Below are 18,014 nucleotides of genomic sequence, written 5' to 3'. Positions count from 1 at the left end.
ATGTCATTATAGACTAAAGGAAAATAAAAAAATTTGATTTCACTCAATTTTTATGCTAAATTTTAGCAGAGGTGACAAAAATATGAATATGAATCCAATGATGTTTATGCAATTACAGCAAAGAATACAGACTTTCCAGCAGGATCATCCCAAATTTGTACCGTTTCTTATGGCCATTAAGGACAATGCTCTGCAGGAAGGAACCGTTCTTGGCGTTACGGTTACAACACCGGACGGCAGGAAGATAGAATCAAACATTAAGCTTACAGCCAATGATATTGAGACTATCAAAATGATGTCCGATCCGGGAGCTATGAAATGATAACCTGCTTTATCAGAAGGTTTTTACGTAGTTGCCGTCTTTTTTAACAAAACTGTATTTGTTAAGGTAATCCTTGTGATGCTCATCCGGACCACTGTAGGTAAGAGATTTAACTCCGTATGAAGGAAGCTTTGAAAAAAGAAATTTTCCTATGGAGAAGTCTCTGTACTCCGGGAGTGAGTAGTCCAGGAGAATATCCAGATTTTTATCCGAAGTCTCTTTTCCGATAAAGATTCCTGCCGGTGCGCCGTTATAGCAGACCATATAGGAAGTTGTCGCATCAGAAAAATCCAGAGATAATCCCGGGAAGCACTTTTGAATATCGTCTTTTGCTTTATCAATAGAGTATTTAAGCATGGAGTCATCAAGGGATACCTTCACAAGATCGTATTCCCTTGTTTCTTTGCTTGTATTGCTGAGCTTGATCAGATAATAGATATTGATGGCAACCAGGCAGATATTCATGACTGCCGTTGGGTATGAGTGGATAATAAAGGCATATACGGTAAAAATAAGGCTTCCGATAGTGTTTATTACCCTGAGCTTAAAAATGGAGGACATAAAGAAGGAAACCAGCACCAGTGCTGATCCTACGTAGCCGACCATTTCGATGATCATTTTTGTATCCATAATTTTCTCCTTAAATTTAACAATTTACATAAAAAAGCATATCATAAATCAAGACAATAAAATAGATGGGGCATAACCCCATCGATTATCATATAAGATATATAACACATATAATACGCCTGTTGGCGAAAGTGATATCAGAGCAGGATTACCAGAGCAGTAAGTCCGCCTATAAAAAGTGCTGATGCTGAAGCGGTAATAACCTTGATCTTGAAGGAAGCAGCGTCAACGTACTTGCCGAAAAGGTTCACTGTGTCTACGACCTTGGGCTCATTTACTTTGTTGTAAGATTCAAAAGAGTTTAATGTGTCCATATCGTTTTCCTCCAATCCATAAAAAAATTACTTTCAACATCATAAGCGAAAAATGTGTACAGTAACTAATCTGCGTCTAAAGATTTTATAAAAAAAATATTAACTAAATGAGGTTTCAGAATTGGAGTACATTTACGAGACACACCTACACACAATCGAAGCAAGCGCCTGCTCTTCCACGCCCGGAGAGGATTATATTGCCTATATGAAGGGCCTTGGATACAGTGGGATCATTGTAACCGACCATTATTTCACGGGTAACAGCTGTGTGCCAAGGGACTGGCCTTGGGAGAAGAGGGTTGAAAAGTACTGCAGTGGCTTCGAGCACGCAAAAGAGGCGGCAGGAAGCGATTTCACGGTCCTGTTTGGCATCGAATACAATTTCCACGGCGATGAGTTTATGCTCTACGGCCTTGATAAACAGTGGCTCCTTGACCACCCAGGGTTTGAAACCAGGGATCGATACGAGGTTTACAAAATGGTGCATGAGGCCGGAGCAATCATGATCCAGGCTCATCCTTACAGGGAGAGAGGATATCTTTCCGAGATTAACATAACACCTGATATTAGTGACGGCGTAGAGGTATACAACGCAGCCAATCCCGACTGGCAGAACAGCCTGGCATACGAGTATGCGGTTAAAAGAGGCTTCAGAATGGCCGGTGGCTCTGACATCCACAATTTTTCCCAGGGAAATATGGGCGGAATGAGGTTCTCTTTTCCCATTAATTCCATAGAGGATTATAAAGAGGCATTTATGGCAGGAGAAGGCACTCCTGTTTATCGTATGAATGTTCATGATGGACCGGGAGAATTCAGACCCGTTTCCGAGTCTGTAGAGCTGACGAAACCCTCGCAGGAATCTACACTTGAGGTATTTTGGCACTAATTTGTGAACAATGTTAAATTTCTGTTAACTTGTACACAACTTTACTGTCAATGGTTTATAATGATGGTGTAGGAGGTATAAGCCTATGAGGAATAAGAGTATTGTGGGAATAGTAATGACAATCGCCTTAATGTCGGTTGTTGGATGCTCCGGCGGAGCGGCTCAGAGTAATACTCCCGAGGGAGTTGATCTTAAGCCTGTAATTTACCTGTATCCGCAAGAGGATGGAAGCCAGATTTCAGTAAGCCTTGACTACAACGGAGATATCACCGATCTTATCCCGGAGTTCAATGCAGAAAATACATGGAATGTCACAGCAGACAGGGACGGCAAGATCACTTTTGAAGGACAGGAGTATGATTACCTGTTCTGGGAGGGGGTTCCGAAGTTCGAGTACGACTTCTACACAGGCTACTGTGTAAAGGGCGAGGATACGGAAAGCTTCCTCAAAGAGAAACTTGCCCAGCAGGGACTAAACGATGCCGAGATTGCAGAATTCCTTAAGTTCTGGCTCTCAGATATGGAGGGCAATCCCTACAATGTGATCAGTTTCCAGGGCAGGACCTACAACAAGGGTGCCAAACTTACCGTTACCCCTGAACCTGATAACCTGATCAGAGTATTCATGGCGTGGTATCCATCAGAGTACCATATCAGGATCAAACCTCAGATTCTGGATACACCTTCAAGAGACGGATTTACCGTTGTTGAGTGGGGTGGAAACAAGGTTAAATAAGTATAAATATAAAAATTTCAGGGCTGAACATTATTGTTCAGCCCTTTTTTGTTGCGCTTATGCGGTTTATGCGCTAATATTTATGCAAATGTGCAAAATACGCGTAGAGGCTTATTTGGGGAGGTTTATATTGGATGTGACAATTAGCCTTGATAAGGCAAAAGAAATCGCAAATAGCGGCAAATATGACGTTATACCGGTGGGCTGTGAGATCCTCTCGGACTTTATTACACCCATCGAACTGGTCAGGAAACTAAAAGCTGCATCCAGACACTGCTATATGCTGGAATCAGCACAAGCCAACGAATATTGGGGAAGATATACGTTTGTCGGTTATGATCCGAAGCTTGCAATCACACTTAAGGACGGCGAGATGTCTTTTGGCGATACGACAGTGCAGACAAAAGAGCCATGGACAATCCTGAGGGAGATTCTTTCACATTATAAGAGTCCGACCTTTGAGGAGCTTCCTCCGTTTACTGGTGGACTTGTGGGATATTTTGCCTTTGATTACTTTGGCTACTGTGAGCCAAGTGCAGCCTGGAAGGGTGTCGATAACGATGCCTTCAAGGATCTGGATCTCATGCTCTTTGATAAGGTCATTGCCTTTGATAACGTGAAACAGAAGATTGTTCTTATTGCAAACGCAAGGACCGAGAATATCGAGGAAGGCTACAAAAAGGCCATAGAGGAGCTTACACAGCTAAAAGAGCTGATATATGCCGATACAGAGAAATCCTGTGAGGGAGGAAAGCTCATGGGCGAGGTTACACCTCTTTTTGGTAAAGAGGAGTACTGTGCCATGGTTGAGAGCGGCAAAAAGCACATCAAAGAGGGTGATATCTTCCAGATCGTGCTCTCAAACAGGCTTTCAGCACCTTTTAAAGGGAGCCTTCTCAATACATACAGAGTTCTGCGCACCATAAATCCTTCTCCGTACATGTTCTATTTCTCAGGTACTGACGTTGAGGTGGCCGGTGCTTCTCCTGAGACGCTGGTTAAGCTTGAAAAGGGCATTCTTCATACATTCCCGCTGGCAGGAACAAGGCCAAGAGGCGCAACAGATGAGGAAGATAAGGCTCTGGAAAAAGAGCTTCTGGCAGACGAAAAGGAGCTGGCGGAGCACAACATGCTGGTGGACCTTGGCAGAAATGACCTTGGAAAGATCAGTAAATTCGGCACTGTACAGGTTGAGAAGCTCCATTCCATCGAGAGATATTCCCATGTTATGCATATCGGATCGACGGTAAGAGGCGAGATTAGGCCGGAAAACGATGCACTTGATGCGATAAATGCAGTGCTTCCGGCAGGAACACTTTCCGGCGCGCCCAAGATAAGGGCATGCCAGCTGATCGGAGAGCTTGAAAACAACAAGCGCGGAATCTACGGCGGAGCCATCGGATACATTGATTTTTCGGGAAATATGGACACCTGTATAGCGATCCGTCTCATTTACAAGAAGAACGATACCGTTTTTGTAAGGAGCGGAGCGGGAATTGTTGCTGATTCCGACCCTGAGAAAGAGTACATGGAGTGCCTCAATAAGGCAAGAGCATCGCTTCGTGCATTGGAGCTGGCACAGGAGGTGGAGAGATGATACTTCTTATAGATAACTACGACAGCTTTTCCTACAATCTCTACCAGCTTATAGGCGAGATCAACCCTGATATCAGGGTTATCAGAAACGATGAGATGACAATAGAGGAGATAAGAGCACTAAAGCCTGAGCGGATCATTCTTTCACCCGGTCCCGGAAGGCCTGAGGATGCAGGTATTATCGTTGAGGCTGCAAGAACTCTGGGAAAAGAGATCCCGACGCTTGGCGTGTGCCTTGGACATCAGGCAATCTGTATGGCCTTTGGGGCTACGGTCACTTATGCAAAAGAGCTTATGCACGGCAAACAGTCAGTGGTTAAGTTCGATACTGAAAGCACCTTGTTTAAGGGTATTTCTGAGAAAGCACCCGTTGCAAGATATCATTCTCTGGCGGCTGAAAAGAGCACAATTCCGGACTGCCTAAAGATAACGGGTGTTACCGATGATGGCGAAGTCATGTCGATAGAGCACAGAGAATACCCTATTTACGGGGTTCAGTTCCACCCGGAATCCATCATGACCCCTGATGGAAAGGCTATGTTGAAAAATTTTTTAAAAAGTTGTTGACAGGCCTTAAACATCCGAGTACAATCCATGAATAAGTAAAGTGTATACACGAATACAAAAAAGCAAACGATGCAATGGCGCATCAAACTACGAAAGTAGTGTGCCAGTGCGTCGTTTTTTTGTGCTTTAAGGCACAAAAAGGAGGAGAAACGTATGAGTGGAGAAATCTTAGATGCTATTAACGGCAGTGTTTTTGGCGTATGGTTTTTGATCGGCGCAGCTTTAGTTTTCTGGATGCAGGCCGGATTTGCAATGTGTGAAGCAGGCTTCACCAGAGCAAAGAATACAGGAAACATCATTATGAAGAACCTGATGGATTTCTGTATCGGAACTGTAGTATTTATTCTCATCGGTTTTGGCCTGCTTCTTGGGGAAGACCTGGCAGGCATAATCGGAAGACCCGGATTTGATATTTTCACAAATTATGCAAATTTCGACTGGTCAAATTTCGTATTCAACCTTGTGTTCTGTGCTACAACAGCAACAATCGTTTCAGGATCAATGGCTGAGAGAACTAAATTCTTATCCTATTGTGTGTACTCGGCAGTTATCTCAGCAATCATTTATCCGATCGAAGCGCACTGGACCTGGGGCGGCGGATTCCTTGCTCAGATGGGATTTCATGATTTTGCCGGATCCAACTGCATCCACATGGTAGGTGGTATTGCAGCTCTTGTTGGCGCATCAATGCTTGGACCACGTATCGGTAAGTTCGAAAGGGATGCTTCCGGAAAGGTTACAAAAGTAAATGCTTTCCCGGGACACAACCTTGTAGCAGCTTCCCTCGGTGTATTTATCCTGTGGCTTGGCTGGTACGGATTTAACGGCGCAGCATGTACAACCGTAGAGCAGCTCGGAAGCGTATTCGTAACAACAACAATTGCTCCTGCGCTTGCAACAGTAACCTGTATGGTATTTACCTGGGTTAAATATGGTAAGCCCGATGTTTCAATGTGTCTGAACGCTTCACTGGCAGGTCTTGTAGCCATCACAGCTCCCTGTGATGTAACAGATGCTTTTGGCGCAATCGTGATCGGTATCGTAGCAGGCCTTCTTGTTTGCTTCGGTGTTTGGTTCCTTGATTACAAGCTTCATGTTGATGATCCTGTCGGAGCTGTTTCGGTACATTGCCTCAACGGTATTTGGGGAACACTTGCAGTAGGTCTTTTTGCTACAAATTCAGCTCCCGGCTATTCAATAGCTGATGCAGCAGGTAACGAAATGGTAGGTCTTTTCTACGGCGGCGGACTTAAGCTCCTTGGAATCCAGTTCGTAGGAATGTTCTCTACAGCAGCCTGGACAGTTATTACTATTACAATCACATTCTTCTTAATTAAAGCCATTATGGGACTTCGTGTAACAGAGGAAGAAGAGATTCTCGGACTTGACTCAACAGAGCATGGTCTTGCGTCTGCTTATTCCGGATTTGCCATCATGGATGTTTCAAACACTCTGAACATGAGCGTAAACGAGAACACAGATCTTGGTGTAAGCGAGTACGACAATGCTTCACAGGTACAGAAGGATGCAGCTGTAAAGGTTGTTACAGCACCGGTTCCTAATACATCAGGAATCCACAAGGTTGTTATCATTGCTAAACTCTCACGCTACGACAAGCTCCGCAAGGCTATGAATGCTCTGGGCGTAACCGGAATGACAGTTACACAGGTTATGGGCTGCGGTGTTCAGAAGGGGTCTGGAGAGATGTACCGTGGAGTTGAGATGGATGCAACACTCCTTCCTAAGATCAAGCTGGAAGTAGTAGTTAGCAAGATCCCTGTTGAAGATGTTATTGAAGCAGCCAAGAGAACTCTTTACACAGGCCATATCGGAGACGGAAAGATCTTCGTTTACAGTCTCGACAACGTAGTCAAGATCCGCACCGGAGAAGAGGGTGCAGCAGCTTTGGCTGACGTTGAGTAAATAGGAACATTTAGGAGGATTTGAAGTATGTGCGCAATACTGACATACGCAAGAGCAGATGTATCAAAGGATTTCTTTGAAGAGATCCTGGAAAAGACAACTTCCAGAGGCCCTGATATGACAAGGACCCTGCAGACAATAAAGGGTTATATGGGATTTAACAGACTCTCGATCATGGGGCTTACAGAGAGCGGAATGCAGCCCTTTACTCTGAATGGTAACGCAGTAGTTTGTAACGGCGAATTGTACGGGTTTACTTTCCTTAAGAATTATCTGGTGTCTTTGGGATACAGCTTTAAGAGTGACAGTGATTGCGAGATACTTCTTCCTCTTTATGAGAGGCTTGGAACCAAGATGTTCAGCCTTCTGGATGCAGAATTTGCCTGTGTCATTTATGACAGCAAAAAGAATGACTTCGTGGCAGCGAGGGATCCGATAGGAATCAGGCCGCTTTACTACGGCTACGACGACGAAGGATATATCCTTTTCGCTTCAGAGCCCAAGAACTTAACTGATGTCTGCAAGTGCATAAAGCCCTTCCCTCCGGGACATTACTACGAGGATGGCAGATTTATCTGCTACAGAGACATGACCGAGGTAAAAGAGTTAAAGACAGATGACCTTCAGACCATCACGGAAAACATACATGACAAGCTGATCCGCGGTATCAAAAAGAGGCTCAGCGCAGATGCACCGGTTGGGTTTCTGCTATCGGGAGGCCTTGATTCCTCCCTGGTATGCGGAGTTGCAGCAAGTCTCTCAGATAAACCAATCGAGACTTTTGCAATCGGCATGGACATAGATGCCATCGACCTTAAGTACGCAAGAGAAGTTGCAGAGTACATCCACAGTAATCACCACGAGGTGATCATCACAAAAGAGGATGTAATAAATGCCGTAGAACCTGTGATCCATGCTCTTGGAACCTATGATATCACCACAGTCAGGGCTTCCATCGGAATGTACCTTCTGTGCAAATGGATCCACGAAAACACAGATATCAAGGTAATCCTTACAGGAGAGATTTCAGACGAACTCTTTGGTTACAAGTACACGGATTTTGCTCCCAATGCCGAAGCCTTCCAGGAAGAGGCTAAAAAGCGCGTCAGAGAGCTTCATATGTACGACGTACTAAGGGCTGACAGATGCATAAGCGTCAACTCCTTAGAGGCAAGAGTTCCTTTCGGAGATCTGGACTTTGTAGATTACGTAATGAGCATTGATCCTGAGAAGAAGCTAAATACCTACGGAATCGGAAAATTTCTTTTGCGAAAAGCCTTTGAAAAAGATGAATTCATTCCAAGGTCGATCCTGATGAGAGAAAAAGCAGCTTTCTCCGATGCAGTCGGACATTCCCTAAGGGATGACCTCATGGAATATGCAGATAATACATATACTTACGCAGAGTATGAAACTAAGAGAAAAGCCTATACTCATGCGACACCATTTACAAAAGAGTCTCTCCTTTACAGAGAGATATTTGAGAAATACTACGAAGGCCAGTCACACATGGTTGTAGATTTCTGGATGCCAAACAAATCCTGGAAAGGATGCAATGTTAACGATCCATCCGCAAGAGTGCTGTCAAACTACGGCGCCAGCGGAGAGTAAATAAAAACGGAGGATAAGAAAATGGTAGAAGCGGGAAAACTTACAGAAGAATTTGGTTGTCTGGTCTTTAACGACAGAGTCATGAAGCAGCGCCTTCCAAAGGATATCTACAAGGCGGTTCACAAGACCATTGAGCAGGGGACTCACCTTGAGCTGGATGTAGCAAATACTGTTGCTGCAGTCATGAAGGAATGGGCTGTTGAGAACGGAGCCACACACTTTACACACTGGTTCCAGCCCATGACAGGTCTTACAGCAGAGAAGCACGACAGCTTCATTTCACCTACTGATGACGGCTCAGTGATCATGGAGTTCTCAGGAAAAGAGCTTGTAAAGGGCGAGCCTGATGCATCAAGCTTCCCTTCGGGAGGTCTTCGTGCAACATTTGAGGCAAGAGGCTACACAGCCTGGGATCCTTCATCGCCTGCATTTATTAAGGACGGATCACTCTACATTCCTACAGCATTCTGCTCATACGGCGGAGAAGCTCTTGATAAAAAGACACCTCTTCTTCGTTCAATGGAGGCTCTTTCAGGGGAAGCTGTCAAGATGCTTCACCTTCTTGGATATGAGGATGTTAAGAGGGTAAATACAACAATCGGTTCAGAGCAGGAGTACTTCCTGATCGATAAGGACTACTACAAGAAGAGAAAAGACCTTCTGTTTACCGGAAGGACACTGATCGGAGCACCGGCTACCAAGGGCCAGGAGATGGAAGATCACTACTTTGGTGTGATCAAGCCCAAGGTATCAGCATACATGCATGATCTTGACGAAGAGCTCTGGAAGCTCGGAATTCCTGCAAAGACCAAGCACAACGAGGTTGCTCCGTCGCAGCACGAGCTGGCTCCTGTATTTGAGACAGCAAACATCGCTGTAGATCACAACCAGCTTACTATGGAAGTTATGAAGAAGGTGGCAGACAAGCACAACTACGCATGTCTTCTTCATGAGAAGCCCTTCGAGGGAATCAACGGATCAGGAAAACATAACAACTGGTCTGTTTGCACAGATACAGGAATGAACCTTCTTGATCCCGGCAAAAAGCCCGGTGAGAACATTCCTTTCCTGGTATTCCTCATGGCAGTTATCGCAGCAGTTGATGAGTATGCACCGATCCTGAGACTCTCCGTAGCATCTGCAGGAAATGACCACAGACTTGGCGGAAATGAGGCACCACCTGCTATCATTTCAATCTTTGTCGGCGATGAGCTCGCAGGAGTACTTAAGAGTGTTGAGGAGGGTACAGCCTATGAGAGCCAGGGCAAGGTTCAGATGGCCATGGGAGCTACTGTTCTTCCGCACTTTACAAAGGACAACACAGACAGAAACAGAACATCACCTTTTGCTTTTACCGGCAACAAGTTCGAGTTCAGAATGCCCGGTTCAGCAGTTTCAGTAGCTAACGCAAACATCGTTCTCAACACAGCAGTTGCAGAGGAGATCGCCAAGATCTACGCAAAGCTTGAAGGAACACCTGCTGATGCTCTTAAAGAGAAGGTAATGGAGGTACTTAAGGAAGTGCTTTCAGCTCATAAGAAAGTTCTTTTCAACGGAAACGGATACACAGAAGAATGGGTTGCTGAGGCTGAAAAGAGAGGTCTTCCGAACCTTAAGTCACTTCCCGATGCAATGCCTTACTGGATTTCGGATGAGTCAATCGAGCTGTTTACAAAGCACGGAATCTTCACCAAGGAAGAGATCCACTCAAGATATGACATTCTTCTAGAGAACTACTCAAAGTCAATCCACATCGAGTCCCTGACAATGCAGGAGATGGTGAGAAAAGACCTGACAGAAGGAATCATCGCTTATGAGAAGGATCTTACAAAAGAGGTGATCCAGAAAAAGAGCGTTCTTGAGGGCGCAGCGTGTGAGCTGGAATGCGGACTTTTAAAGACATTGGATGGTGCATCCGCAGGAATCAGCGGAGCGCTCAAGAAACTCTATGATGACACCAAGAAAGCAGAAGGCATGGATGATCTTCTCGGACAGGCAAGCTTTTACCAGGAGACAATCCTTAAGGATATGGATGAGCTTAGAAAATATGCGGATGAAGCTGAGGCCGTTATCCCTGATGAATACTTAAGCTATCCTACATACGGCCAGATGCTCTTCTCACTTAGATAAAAAGACATAAAGAATACGATAGAGGTATGAAAGCAATGGAAAACTGGATGAACGAACATGATGCATGCGGAATAGGAGCGGTTATAAATATAAATGGAAAGCCCGATAACAAGGTGCTTGACGATGCCCTTTCCATCGTAGAAAAGCTTGAGCACAGAGCAGGAAAAGATGCCAGCGGAAAAGTCGGAGACGGCGTGGGAATTTTAGTACAGATTTCTCACAAGTTCTTTTCCGGAGAGGCTAAAAAGCTCGGGTTTAAGATAGGCGGAGCTGGAGACTATGGTATAGGAATGTTTTTCCTGCCGCAGGATTCCATGAAGCGCATGTTCGCAAAGCGAATGCTTGAAGTCATTGCAGAAAAAGAAAACCTTAAGGTCATCGGATGGCGGGATGTGGAAACACATCCCGAAATCCTTGGTGAGGTTGCAAGAAACTGCATGCCACACATCAGTCAGTGCTTCATTGAGAGGCCATCCGATGTGGAAAAGGGAATAGAGTTTGACAGAAAGTTATACTGCCTCAGAAGAGAGTACGAGAAATCTTCTGAGGATACTTATATTTGCTCATTCTCATCCAGAACCATTGTCTATAAAGGAATGTTTTTGGTGGGGCAGCTTAGAAACTTCTATGAGGACCTGTTATCACCTGATTACCAGAGCGCTATCGCGCTGGTGCACAGCAGATTTTCCACTAATACCACACCTTCCTGGCAGAGGGCGCATCCATATCGCATGATCGCACACAACGGTGAGATCAACACCATAAAGGGTAACAGCGACAGGATGCTGGCCCGTGAGGAGACCATGTCGTCAGATGTATTCGGGGAGGAGCTTTCCAAGGTCTACCCCGTCATTGCATCCTCCGGATCTGATTCAGCTATGCTTGATAACACCTTGGAGTTCCTGTACATGAACGGCATGGATCTCCCTCTTGCTATGATGATCACAATACCTGAGCCCTGGAAGCACAACGATTTCATGTCTCAGGACAGAAAAGATTTTTATCACTACTACGCAACAATGATGGAGCCCTGGGACGGACCGGCTGCAGTTCTTTTCACGGACGGTGAGCTCTTTGGAGCAACGCTGGATCGTAACGGACTCAGGCCATCAAGATATTATGTGACCAAGGATGGAAGACTGATTCTTGCATCCGAAGTTGGCGTTTTGGATATCCCGGAGGAGAATATCCTTGAGAAATCAAGGCTTTCACCGGGACACATGCTACTGGTCAATACAAAAGAAGGACGCATAATCTCCGACAAGGAGTGTAAGGACAGATATTCACTGGCAAAGCCCTATGGCGAGTGGCTTGACAGATATCTTCTGCACCTTAACAAGCTGTCGGTTCCAAATAAAAAGATACCTACCCATACCCAGGAGATGAGAGACAAGCTCTATAAGGTATTCGGGTATTCCTACGAGGACGTCAAACAGCAGATTATGTTAATGGCTACAAACGGCATAGAATCTACTGTTTCCATGGGAACTGACGTCCCTCTTGCCATGCTGTCTAAGCATCATCAGATGCTGTTTTGCTATTTCAAACAGCTCTTTGCCCAGGTTACAAATCCGCCTATCGACTCGCTTCGCGAGAAGGTAGTCACCGATACCACAGTTTATATCGGCTCTGACGGAAATCTCCTTGGGGAAAAGAGCGACAACTGCCGTGTTCTTGAGGTTAACAACCCAATTCTTACAGGCGTTGATCTCATGAAGATCGAAGCTCTGGATCAGCCGGGCTTTCATGTAAAAAAGATATCCCTTCTGTATTACAAGAACACTCCTATGGAGAGGGCTCTGGACCAGCTGAACATCTCAGTGGACAGGGCTACTGCAGAGGGCGTTAACATCATCGTTCTCTCAGACAGGGGTGTTGATGAAAACCACATGCCTATCCCTTCGCTTCTGGCTGTATCCAGCGTCGAGCAGCATCTGGTAAGGACCAAGCAGCGCACGGCAGTATCCCTTATTCTCGAGAGCGGAGAGCCGAGGGACGTTCATCAGATCGCAACGCTTCTGGGCTTTGGTGCTCGTGCTATCCATCCGTATCTGGCTCATGAATGCATCGCAGAGCTCATAGATATCGGAATCCTTGATAAGGATTATCACACAGCAATTGCTGACTACAACAAGGCGCTCCTGGGCGGAGTTGTTAAGATTGCAGCCAAGATGGGCATCTCAACCCTCCAGTCCTATCAGTCCGCCAAGATATTTGAGGCCATCGGCCTGTCAAAAGAGTTTGTTGATAAATATTTCACCGGAACCACCAGCAGAGTGGGCGGAATCGGCATTAATGAGATCGGTGAGGATGTTGAGCTTCGTCACAACAAGGCCTTCGATCCTTTGGGACTTGCCACCGATACAAGCCTTGATTCCTTTGGATTCCACGGTCTTCGCAGCGGAAAAGACATGGAAGACCACATGTATAATCCAAAGACCATAGTTACTCTTCAGAGAGCCGTAAGGGAAGGTGACTACGAGAGATTCAAGGAATATACACAGCTTGTTGATGATGAGGACAGACCACATACTCTGAGAGCTCTTTTATCCTTCGTTCCTGCAGGAGAGAAGGTGCCTCTTGAAGAGGTTGAGCCTGCTGAGGAGATCGTAAAACGCTTCCAGACGGGAGCTATGTCCTACGGTTCACTTTCCAAGGAGGCCCATGAGACTCTTGCTACAGCCATGAACAGGCTTGGCGGAAAGAGTAACACCGGCGAAGGCGGAGAGGACATTGCAAGATTCGGAACAGAGAGAAACAGCGCAGTTAAGCAGGTTGCATCCGGAAGATTCGGTGTCACCAGCAGATATCTTCAGAGTGCAAAAGAGATACAGATAAAGATGGCACAGGGTGCAAAGCCCGGTGAAGGCGGACATCTTCCAGGCAAGAAGGTTTACCCATGGGTTGCAAGCACACGTTTCTCAACCCCGGGCGTAGCCCTTATTTCACCGCCGCCTCATCATGACATTTACTCCATTGAGGACCTGGCACAGCTCATCTACGACCTTAAGAATGCAAACGATAAGGCAAGGATATCAGTAAAGCTGGTATCTGAGGCAGGTGTTGGTACCATAGCTTCAGGTGTTGCCAAGGCAGGAGCTCAGGTAATTCTGATCTCAGGCTACGATGGCGGAACGGGAGCAGCTCCTTCCTCATCTGTTCATCACGCAGGACTTCCCTGGGAGCTGGGAGTTAGCGAAGCTCATCAGTCTCTTCTGCAGAACGGCCTTAGAAGCCGCGTGGTTCTTGAGACTGACGGTAAGCTCATGACCGGACGGGATGTTGCCATAGCAGCACTTCTCGGAGCCGAGGAATTCGGCTTTGCCACAGCGCCCCTTGTATGCATGGGCTGCATGATGATGCGCGTCTGCTCCAAGGATACATGCCCCGTGGGCATCGCAACCCAGAATGAGGAACTCAGAAAGAGATTTAAAGGAAAACCCGAGCATGTCATGAACTTCATGCTCTTTGTTGCAAGACAGCTCCGTGAGATCATGAGCGAGCTGGGCTTTAGAACTATCGAGGAGATGGTGGGAAGAACCGACTGCCTTAAGATGAGGACCATTCCGAATGCGCGCTGCAAGGATGCTGCGGACCTTTCAAGAATCCTTGATACAAGCTATGTGGGACAGGCCAAGAACCACTTTGATCCCAAGGATGTTTATGATTTTGGTCTGGAAAAGACACTTGATCATAAGGCTCTTTTACCTGCATACGAGAAGTTTAAGAAAAAACCTGATTCCAAGATGTGTGTAAAAGTGGATATATCCAGCACGGACAGAAGCTTTGGAACACTTCTCGGAAGTAGGGTAACTGAGGATTTTGCAGATTCACTTGCTGACGATTCCATCACTGTTGAGGCAACAGGAGGCGGCGGACAGTCATTTGGCGCATTCCTTCCCAAGGGAATAACCTTAAGGCTCTCAGGCGATGCCAACGACGGCTTCGGAAAGGGCTTATCCGGCGGAAAGGTCATCGTTGCACCTCCCAAGGAAGCTACTTATAAGGCCCACGAGAACATCATCATCGGTAACGTTGCACTTTACGGAGCAACAGCAGGAAAAGCCTATGTTTGCGGAATTGCAGGAGAGAGGTTCTGCGTCAGAAATTCCGGTGCTCTGGCAGTTTCAGAGGGCTGCGGAGACCACGGCCTTGAGTACATGACCGGCGGAAGAGCGGTTATCCTTGGTATGACAGGCAAGAACTTTGCAGCGGGAATGAGCGGCGGAATCGCCTACGTTCTCGATAAGGAGCACACTCTTTACCTTCGCATGAACAAGGATATGGCGAGTCTTACCGAGCTCACAGAGAAATACGATATCGCTGAGCTTCAGACAATCCTTGAGGATTATGTAAAAGAGACAGGTTCACAGTTCGGAAAAGAGATCCTGGAAAACTTTGATAAATACATCCCTGATTTCAAGAAGATCGTGCCAAACGATTATCACCGTATGTTGTCGGCAATCAGCAAGTTTGAAGAACAGGGAATAGACCATGAAACCGCTGTATTAGAGGCTTTCAAGGAATTGGCATAACAAACGTTATCAATAATGGGAGAAGTTTAAGATGGGAAAAGAAACAGGATTTCTTGAATATAACAGGACAAACAACAAAGATGTTCCGCCACAGGAAAGGATAAAAAACTTTGAGGAATTTCATGTCCCTCTCGATTCCGAAGAAAGGCGCAAACAGGCTTCAAGGTGCATGAACTGCGGAGTTCCGTTTTGCCAGTCGGCTATGAACCTTGGCGGAATGGTTACAGGGTGTCCCCTTCACAACCTCATCCCCGAGTGGAATGATGAGATCTACAGAGGGCATGATAAGCACGCCTTTGCAAGGCTGCATAAGACCAGCAATTTCCCTGAGTTTACAGGAAGGGTCTGCCCGGCTCTTTGTGAAAAGGCCTGCATGTGCGGACAGAACGGAGACTCCGTAACCGTACACGACAATGAGCTCTATCTTATAGAAAAGGCCTATGAAAAAGGATACATAACACCTGTTATACCGCAGATAAGAAGCGGCAAAAAGGTGGCAGTTATCGGAAGCGGACCATCAGGCCTTGCAGTTGCCGATGAGCTCAATCACAGAGGTCACAGCGTTGAGGTGTTTGAGAGGGAAGATGAGATCGGTGGTCTTCTCATGTATGGAATACCCAACATGAAGCTGGATAAGAGCGTTGTCCTTCGCAGAAAGCACCTTATGGAGCAGGAGGGTGTCATCTTCCACACAGGTGTAAATATCGGGCAGGACAAGCATTCGAAGGAGCTTCTTGATGGTTTTGACGCAGTGGTTTTGTGCTGCGGAGCCAAGAAGGCAAGACCCCTTGCAGTTGCTGATCCACAGAAGATAAAGGGTGTATATAACGCCGTTGATTTCCTTACAATGAATACGAAAGCTCTTTTAAAAGCAGGAGACAGGTCTGTAGCTGCTTTAAAAACTCAAAAAGGGTATATCGATGCAGAGGGCAGGAATGTTATTATAGTAGGTGGTGGCGATACGGGAAATGACTGTATCGGAACCGTTATAAGACACGGAGCAAAGAGCGTTACAGCCATCGAGATGATGCCAAAGCCGCCTGTAGAGAGGCTTTCTTCCAATCCATGGCCTGAGTGGCCCAAGGTCCTTAAGACCGACTACGGCCATGAGGAAGCAATCTACCTCTATGGAGAGGACCCAAGAGTCTTTGAAACCACGATAAAGAGCGTAAAGACAGATAAAAAGGGACATATCAAGCAGGTTGAGACCGTGAAGGTACAGTTTAAGGACGGTAAACTTGTTGAAGTTCCAGGTACTGAAAAGACTTTAAAGTGCGATCTTCTGCTTATTGCAGCCGGATTTATAGGATGCGAGAATTACGTGGCTGATGATTTCGGGCTTGAGTTAAACAAGAGAGGTACTGTAGTTACAGGCGCTGAGAGCTACCGTGTGGGTGAGAGCAAGGTCTTTTCCGCAGGTGATATGCACAGAGGCCAGTCTCTTGTTGTTTGGGCCATCTGCGAGGGCAGAGAGTGTGCAAAAGAGATAGATGAATATCTCATGGGATATACTAATCTTTGATTGGAGATAAATACAATGGTTAAAGCTAATGAGAATTATTTAAAATTACCCGGAAATTACCTTTTTTCCACAATTGGGAAAAAGGTAAGGGACTTCCAGGATAAAAACCCTGAGGTTAAGGTGATAAGATTGGGAATCGGTGATGTGACACAGCCCATTGCACCTGCCATTATAAAGGCACTTCATAGCGCGGTTGATGAGATGGGAAGCGCTGAGACTTTTAAGGGATATGCGCCTGATCTGGGCTACAGCTTCCTTAGAGAAAAGATTTCCGAGGTTGATTTTAAGGGCAGGGGATGTGATATTTCTCCTGATGAGATATTCGTTTCCGACGGCGCAAAGTGCGACTGCTCCAATATTCAGGAGATATTCAGCCTTGATAACAAGGTTGCTGTCTGCGATCCTGTTTACCCGGTTTATGTGGATTCAAACGTTATGGCCGGAAGGACAGGAATCTATGATGAGATCGCACAGAGCTACAAAGATGTAGTATACATGCCATGTACAGCAGATAATGGCTTCGTTCCCGAGTTCCCTGATGAGACTCCGGACCTTATCTACCTGTGCTTTCCAAACAACCCTACAGGAGCTGTGATCAAAAAGGATCAGCTTCAGGCCTGGGTTGATTATGCAAACAAGAACAAGGCCATCATTCTCTATGATGCAGCCTATGAAGCATATATTTCGGAAGGAGACGTTCCACACAGCATCTATGAGTGCGAGGGATCAAAAACCTGCGCTATCGAGTTCAGGTCTTTTTCCAAGACCGCAGGTTTCACTGGCTTAAGGCTCGGATTTACCGTTATTCCAAAAGAGCTCGAGGCAGGCGGCGTTAAGCTTTGGGACCTCTGGGCAAGAAGGCACGGAACCAAGTATAACGGAGCACCCTATATTGTGCAGAAGGCAGGAGAAGCTGTATATTCAGAAGAGGGAAGAGCGCAGATAAAGACCCAGATTGCATACTATATGGAGAATGCGAGATACATCTACGACGGTTTAAAGAGCGCCGGATACGAGGTATCAGGCGGTGTAAATGCGCCTTACATCTGGCTCCATACGCCGGATAACATGACCAGCTGGGAATTCTTTGATCATCTCCTGACAAAAGCTAACGTTGTAGGAACACCCGGATCGGGCTTTGGACCTCACGGTGAGCATTATTTCAGGCTTACAGCCTTTGGAAGCAGAGAGAATACATTAGAGGCAATAGAGAGAATAAAGAAGCTTTAAGGAGGACTC

Annotated in this window: 13 protein-coding genes; 11 read left to right on the top strand and 2 right to left on the bottom strand. The window is 46.0% G+C overall.

All coding sequences use genetic code 11. From position 1 onward, the window contains the following. Positions 1 to 82 precede the first annotated feature (82 nt). Positions 83 to 322 carry a hypothetical protein gene (locus tag G589_RS0108420; RefSeq protein ID WP_051192269.1) on the top strand — a complete coding sequence of 80 codons (240 nt, stop codon included), beginning with the start codon at positions 83 to 85 and terminating at the stop codon, positions 320 to 322. A gap of 12 nt (positions 323 to 334) precedes the next feature. Here the strand turns inward: G589_RS0108420 and G589_RS0108415 are convergent, their stop codons facing one another. Together G589_RS0108415 and G589_RS21860 are read right to left on the bottom strand one after the other, a co-directional pair. Next, positions 335 to 952, bottom strand: a complete 618-nt coding sequence (locus G589_RS0108415; protein ID WP_035775700.1) for a YgjV family protein — start codon at positions 950 to 952, stop codon at positions 335 to 337. Between the two features lie 137 nt (positions 953 to 1,089). After that, positions 1,090 to 1,266 carry a hypothetical protein gene (locus G589_RS21860; RefSeq protein WP_022767691.1) on the bottom strand — a complete coding sequence of 59 codons (177 nt, stop codon included), beginning with the start codon at positions 1,264 to 1,266 and terminating at the stop codon, positions 1,090 to 1,092. 121 nt (positions 1,267 to 1,387) lie between these two features. On the opposite strand from G589_RS21860, the gene G589_RS19330 reads away from it, so the two are divergent. From G589_RS19330 to G589_RS0108360, 10 genes are all read left to right on the top strand, one after another. After that, the gene (locus G589_RS19330) at positions 1,388 to 2,155 is read left to right on the top strand and encodes a PHP domain-containing protein (protein WP_051192268.1); all 768 of its coding nucleotides are present in this window, start codon (positions 1,388 to 1,390) and stop codon (positions 2,153 to 2,155) included. A gap of 85 nt (positions 2,156 to 2,240) precedes the next feature. Further along, positions 2,241 to 2,891, top strand: a complete 651-nt coding sequence (locus tag G589_RS22225; RefSeq protein WP_026521802.1) for a hypothetical protein — start codon at positions 2,241 to 2,243, stop codon at positions 2,889 to 2,891. Between the two features lie 136 nt (positions 2,892 to 3,027). After that, positions 3,028 to 4,488, top strand: a complete 1,461-nt coding sequence (gene trpE / locus G589_RS0108395) for an anthranilate synthase component I (RefSeq protein ID WP_330366666.1) — start codon at positions 3,028 to 3,030, stop codon at positions 4,486 to 4,488. Next, the gene (locus tag G589_RS0108390; protein WP_026521800.1) at positions 4,485 to 5,054 is read left to right on the top strand and encodes an anthranilate synthase component II; all 570 of its coding nucleotides are present in this window, start codon (positions 4,485 to 4,487) and stop codon (positions 5,052 to 5,054) included. The genes trpE and G589_RS0108390 overlap by 4 nt, the downstream gene beginning before the upstream one ends. A 153-nt stretch (positions 5,055 to 5,207) precedes the next feature. Beyond that, positions 5,208 to 6,977 (top strand): ammonium transporter, encoded by a 1,770-nt coding sequence (locus G589_RS0108385; protein WP_026521799.1) that lies wholly within the window; start codon positions 5,208 to 5,210, stop codon positions 6,975 to 6,977. Positions 6,978 to 7,004: 27 nt separating this feature from the next. Next, the gene (asnB, locus tag G589_RS0108380; RefSeq protein WP_026521798.1) at positions 7,005 to 8,588 is read left to right on the top strand and encodes an asparagine synthase B; all 1,584 of its coding nucleotides are present in this window, start codon (positions 7,005 to 7,007) and stop codon (positions 8,586 to 8,588) included. Positions 8,589 to 8,609: 21 nt separating this feature from the next. Then, positions 8,610 to 10,718, top strand: a complete 2,109-nt coding sequence (locus G589_RS0108375; protein ID WP_026521797.1) for a glutamine synthetase III family protein — start codon at positions 8,610 to 8,612, stop codon at positions 10,716 to 10,718. A gap of 35 nt (positions 10,719 to 10,753) precedes the next feature. Then, complete coding sequence (gene gltB, locus G589_RS0108370; protein ID WP_051192267.1) at positions 10,754 to 15,253, top strand: glutamate synthase large subunit; 4,500 nt, start codon at positions 10,754 to 10,756, stop codon at positions 15,251 to 15,253. A gap of 31 nt (positions 15,254 to 15,284) precedes the next feature. Next, complete coding sequence (locus tag G589_RS0108365) at positions 15,285 to 16,775, top strand: glutamate synthase subunit beta (RefSeq protein WP_026521795.1); 1,491 nt, start codon at positions 15,285 to 15,287, stop codon at positions 16,773 to 16,775. Positions 16,776 to 16,790: 15 nt separating this feature from the next. Further along, on the top strand, positions 16,791 to 18,005 hold the full coding sequence (locus tag G589_RS0108360; RefSeq protein ID WP_026521794.1) for an LL-diaminopimelate aminotransferase: 1,215 nt from the start codon (positions 16,791 to 16,793) through the stop codon (positions 18,003 to 18,005). Positions 18,006 to 18,014 lie beyond the last annotated feature (9 nt).

The sequence above is a fragment of the Butyrivibrio sp. VCB2001 genome (assembly GCF_000423965.1).
Lineage (GTDB): Bacteria > Bacillota > Clostridia > Lachnospirales > Lachnospiraceae > Butyrivibrio.
This window is presented reverse-complemented; position numbering and strand designations above follow the sequence as displayed.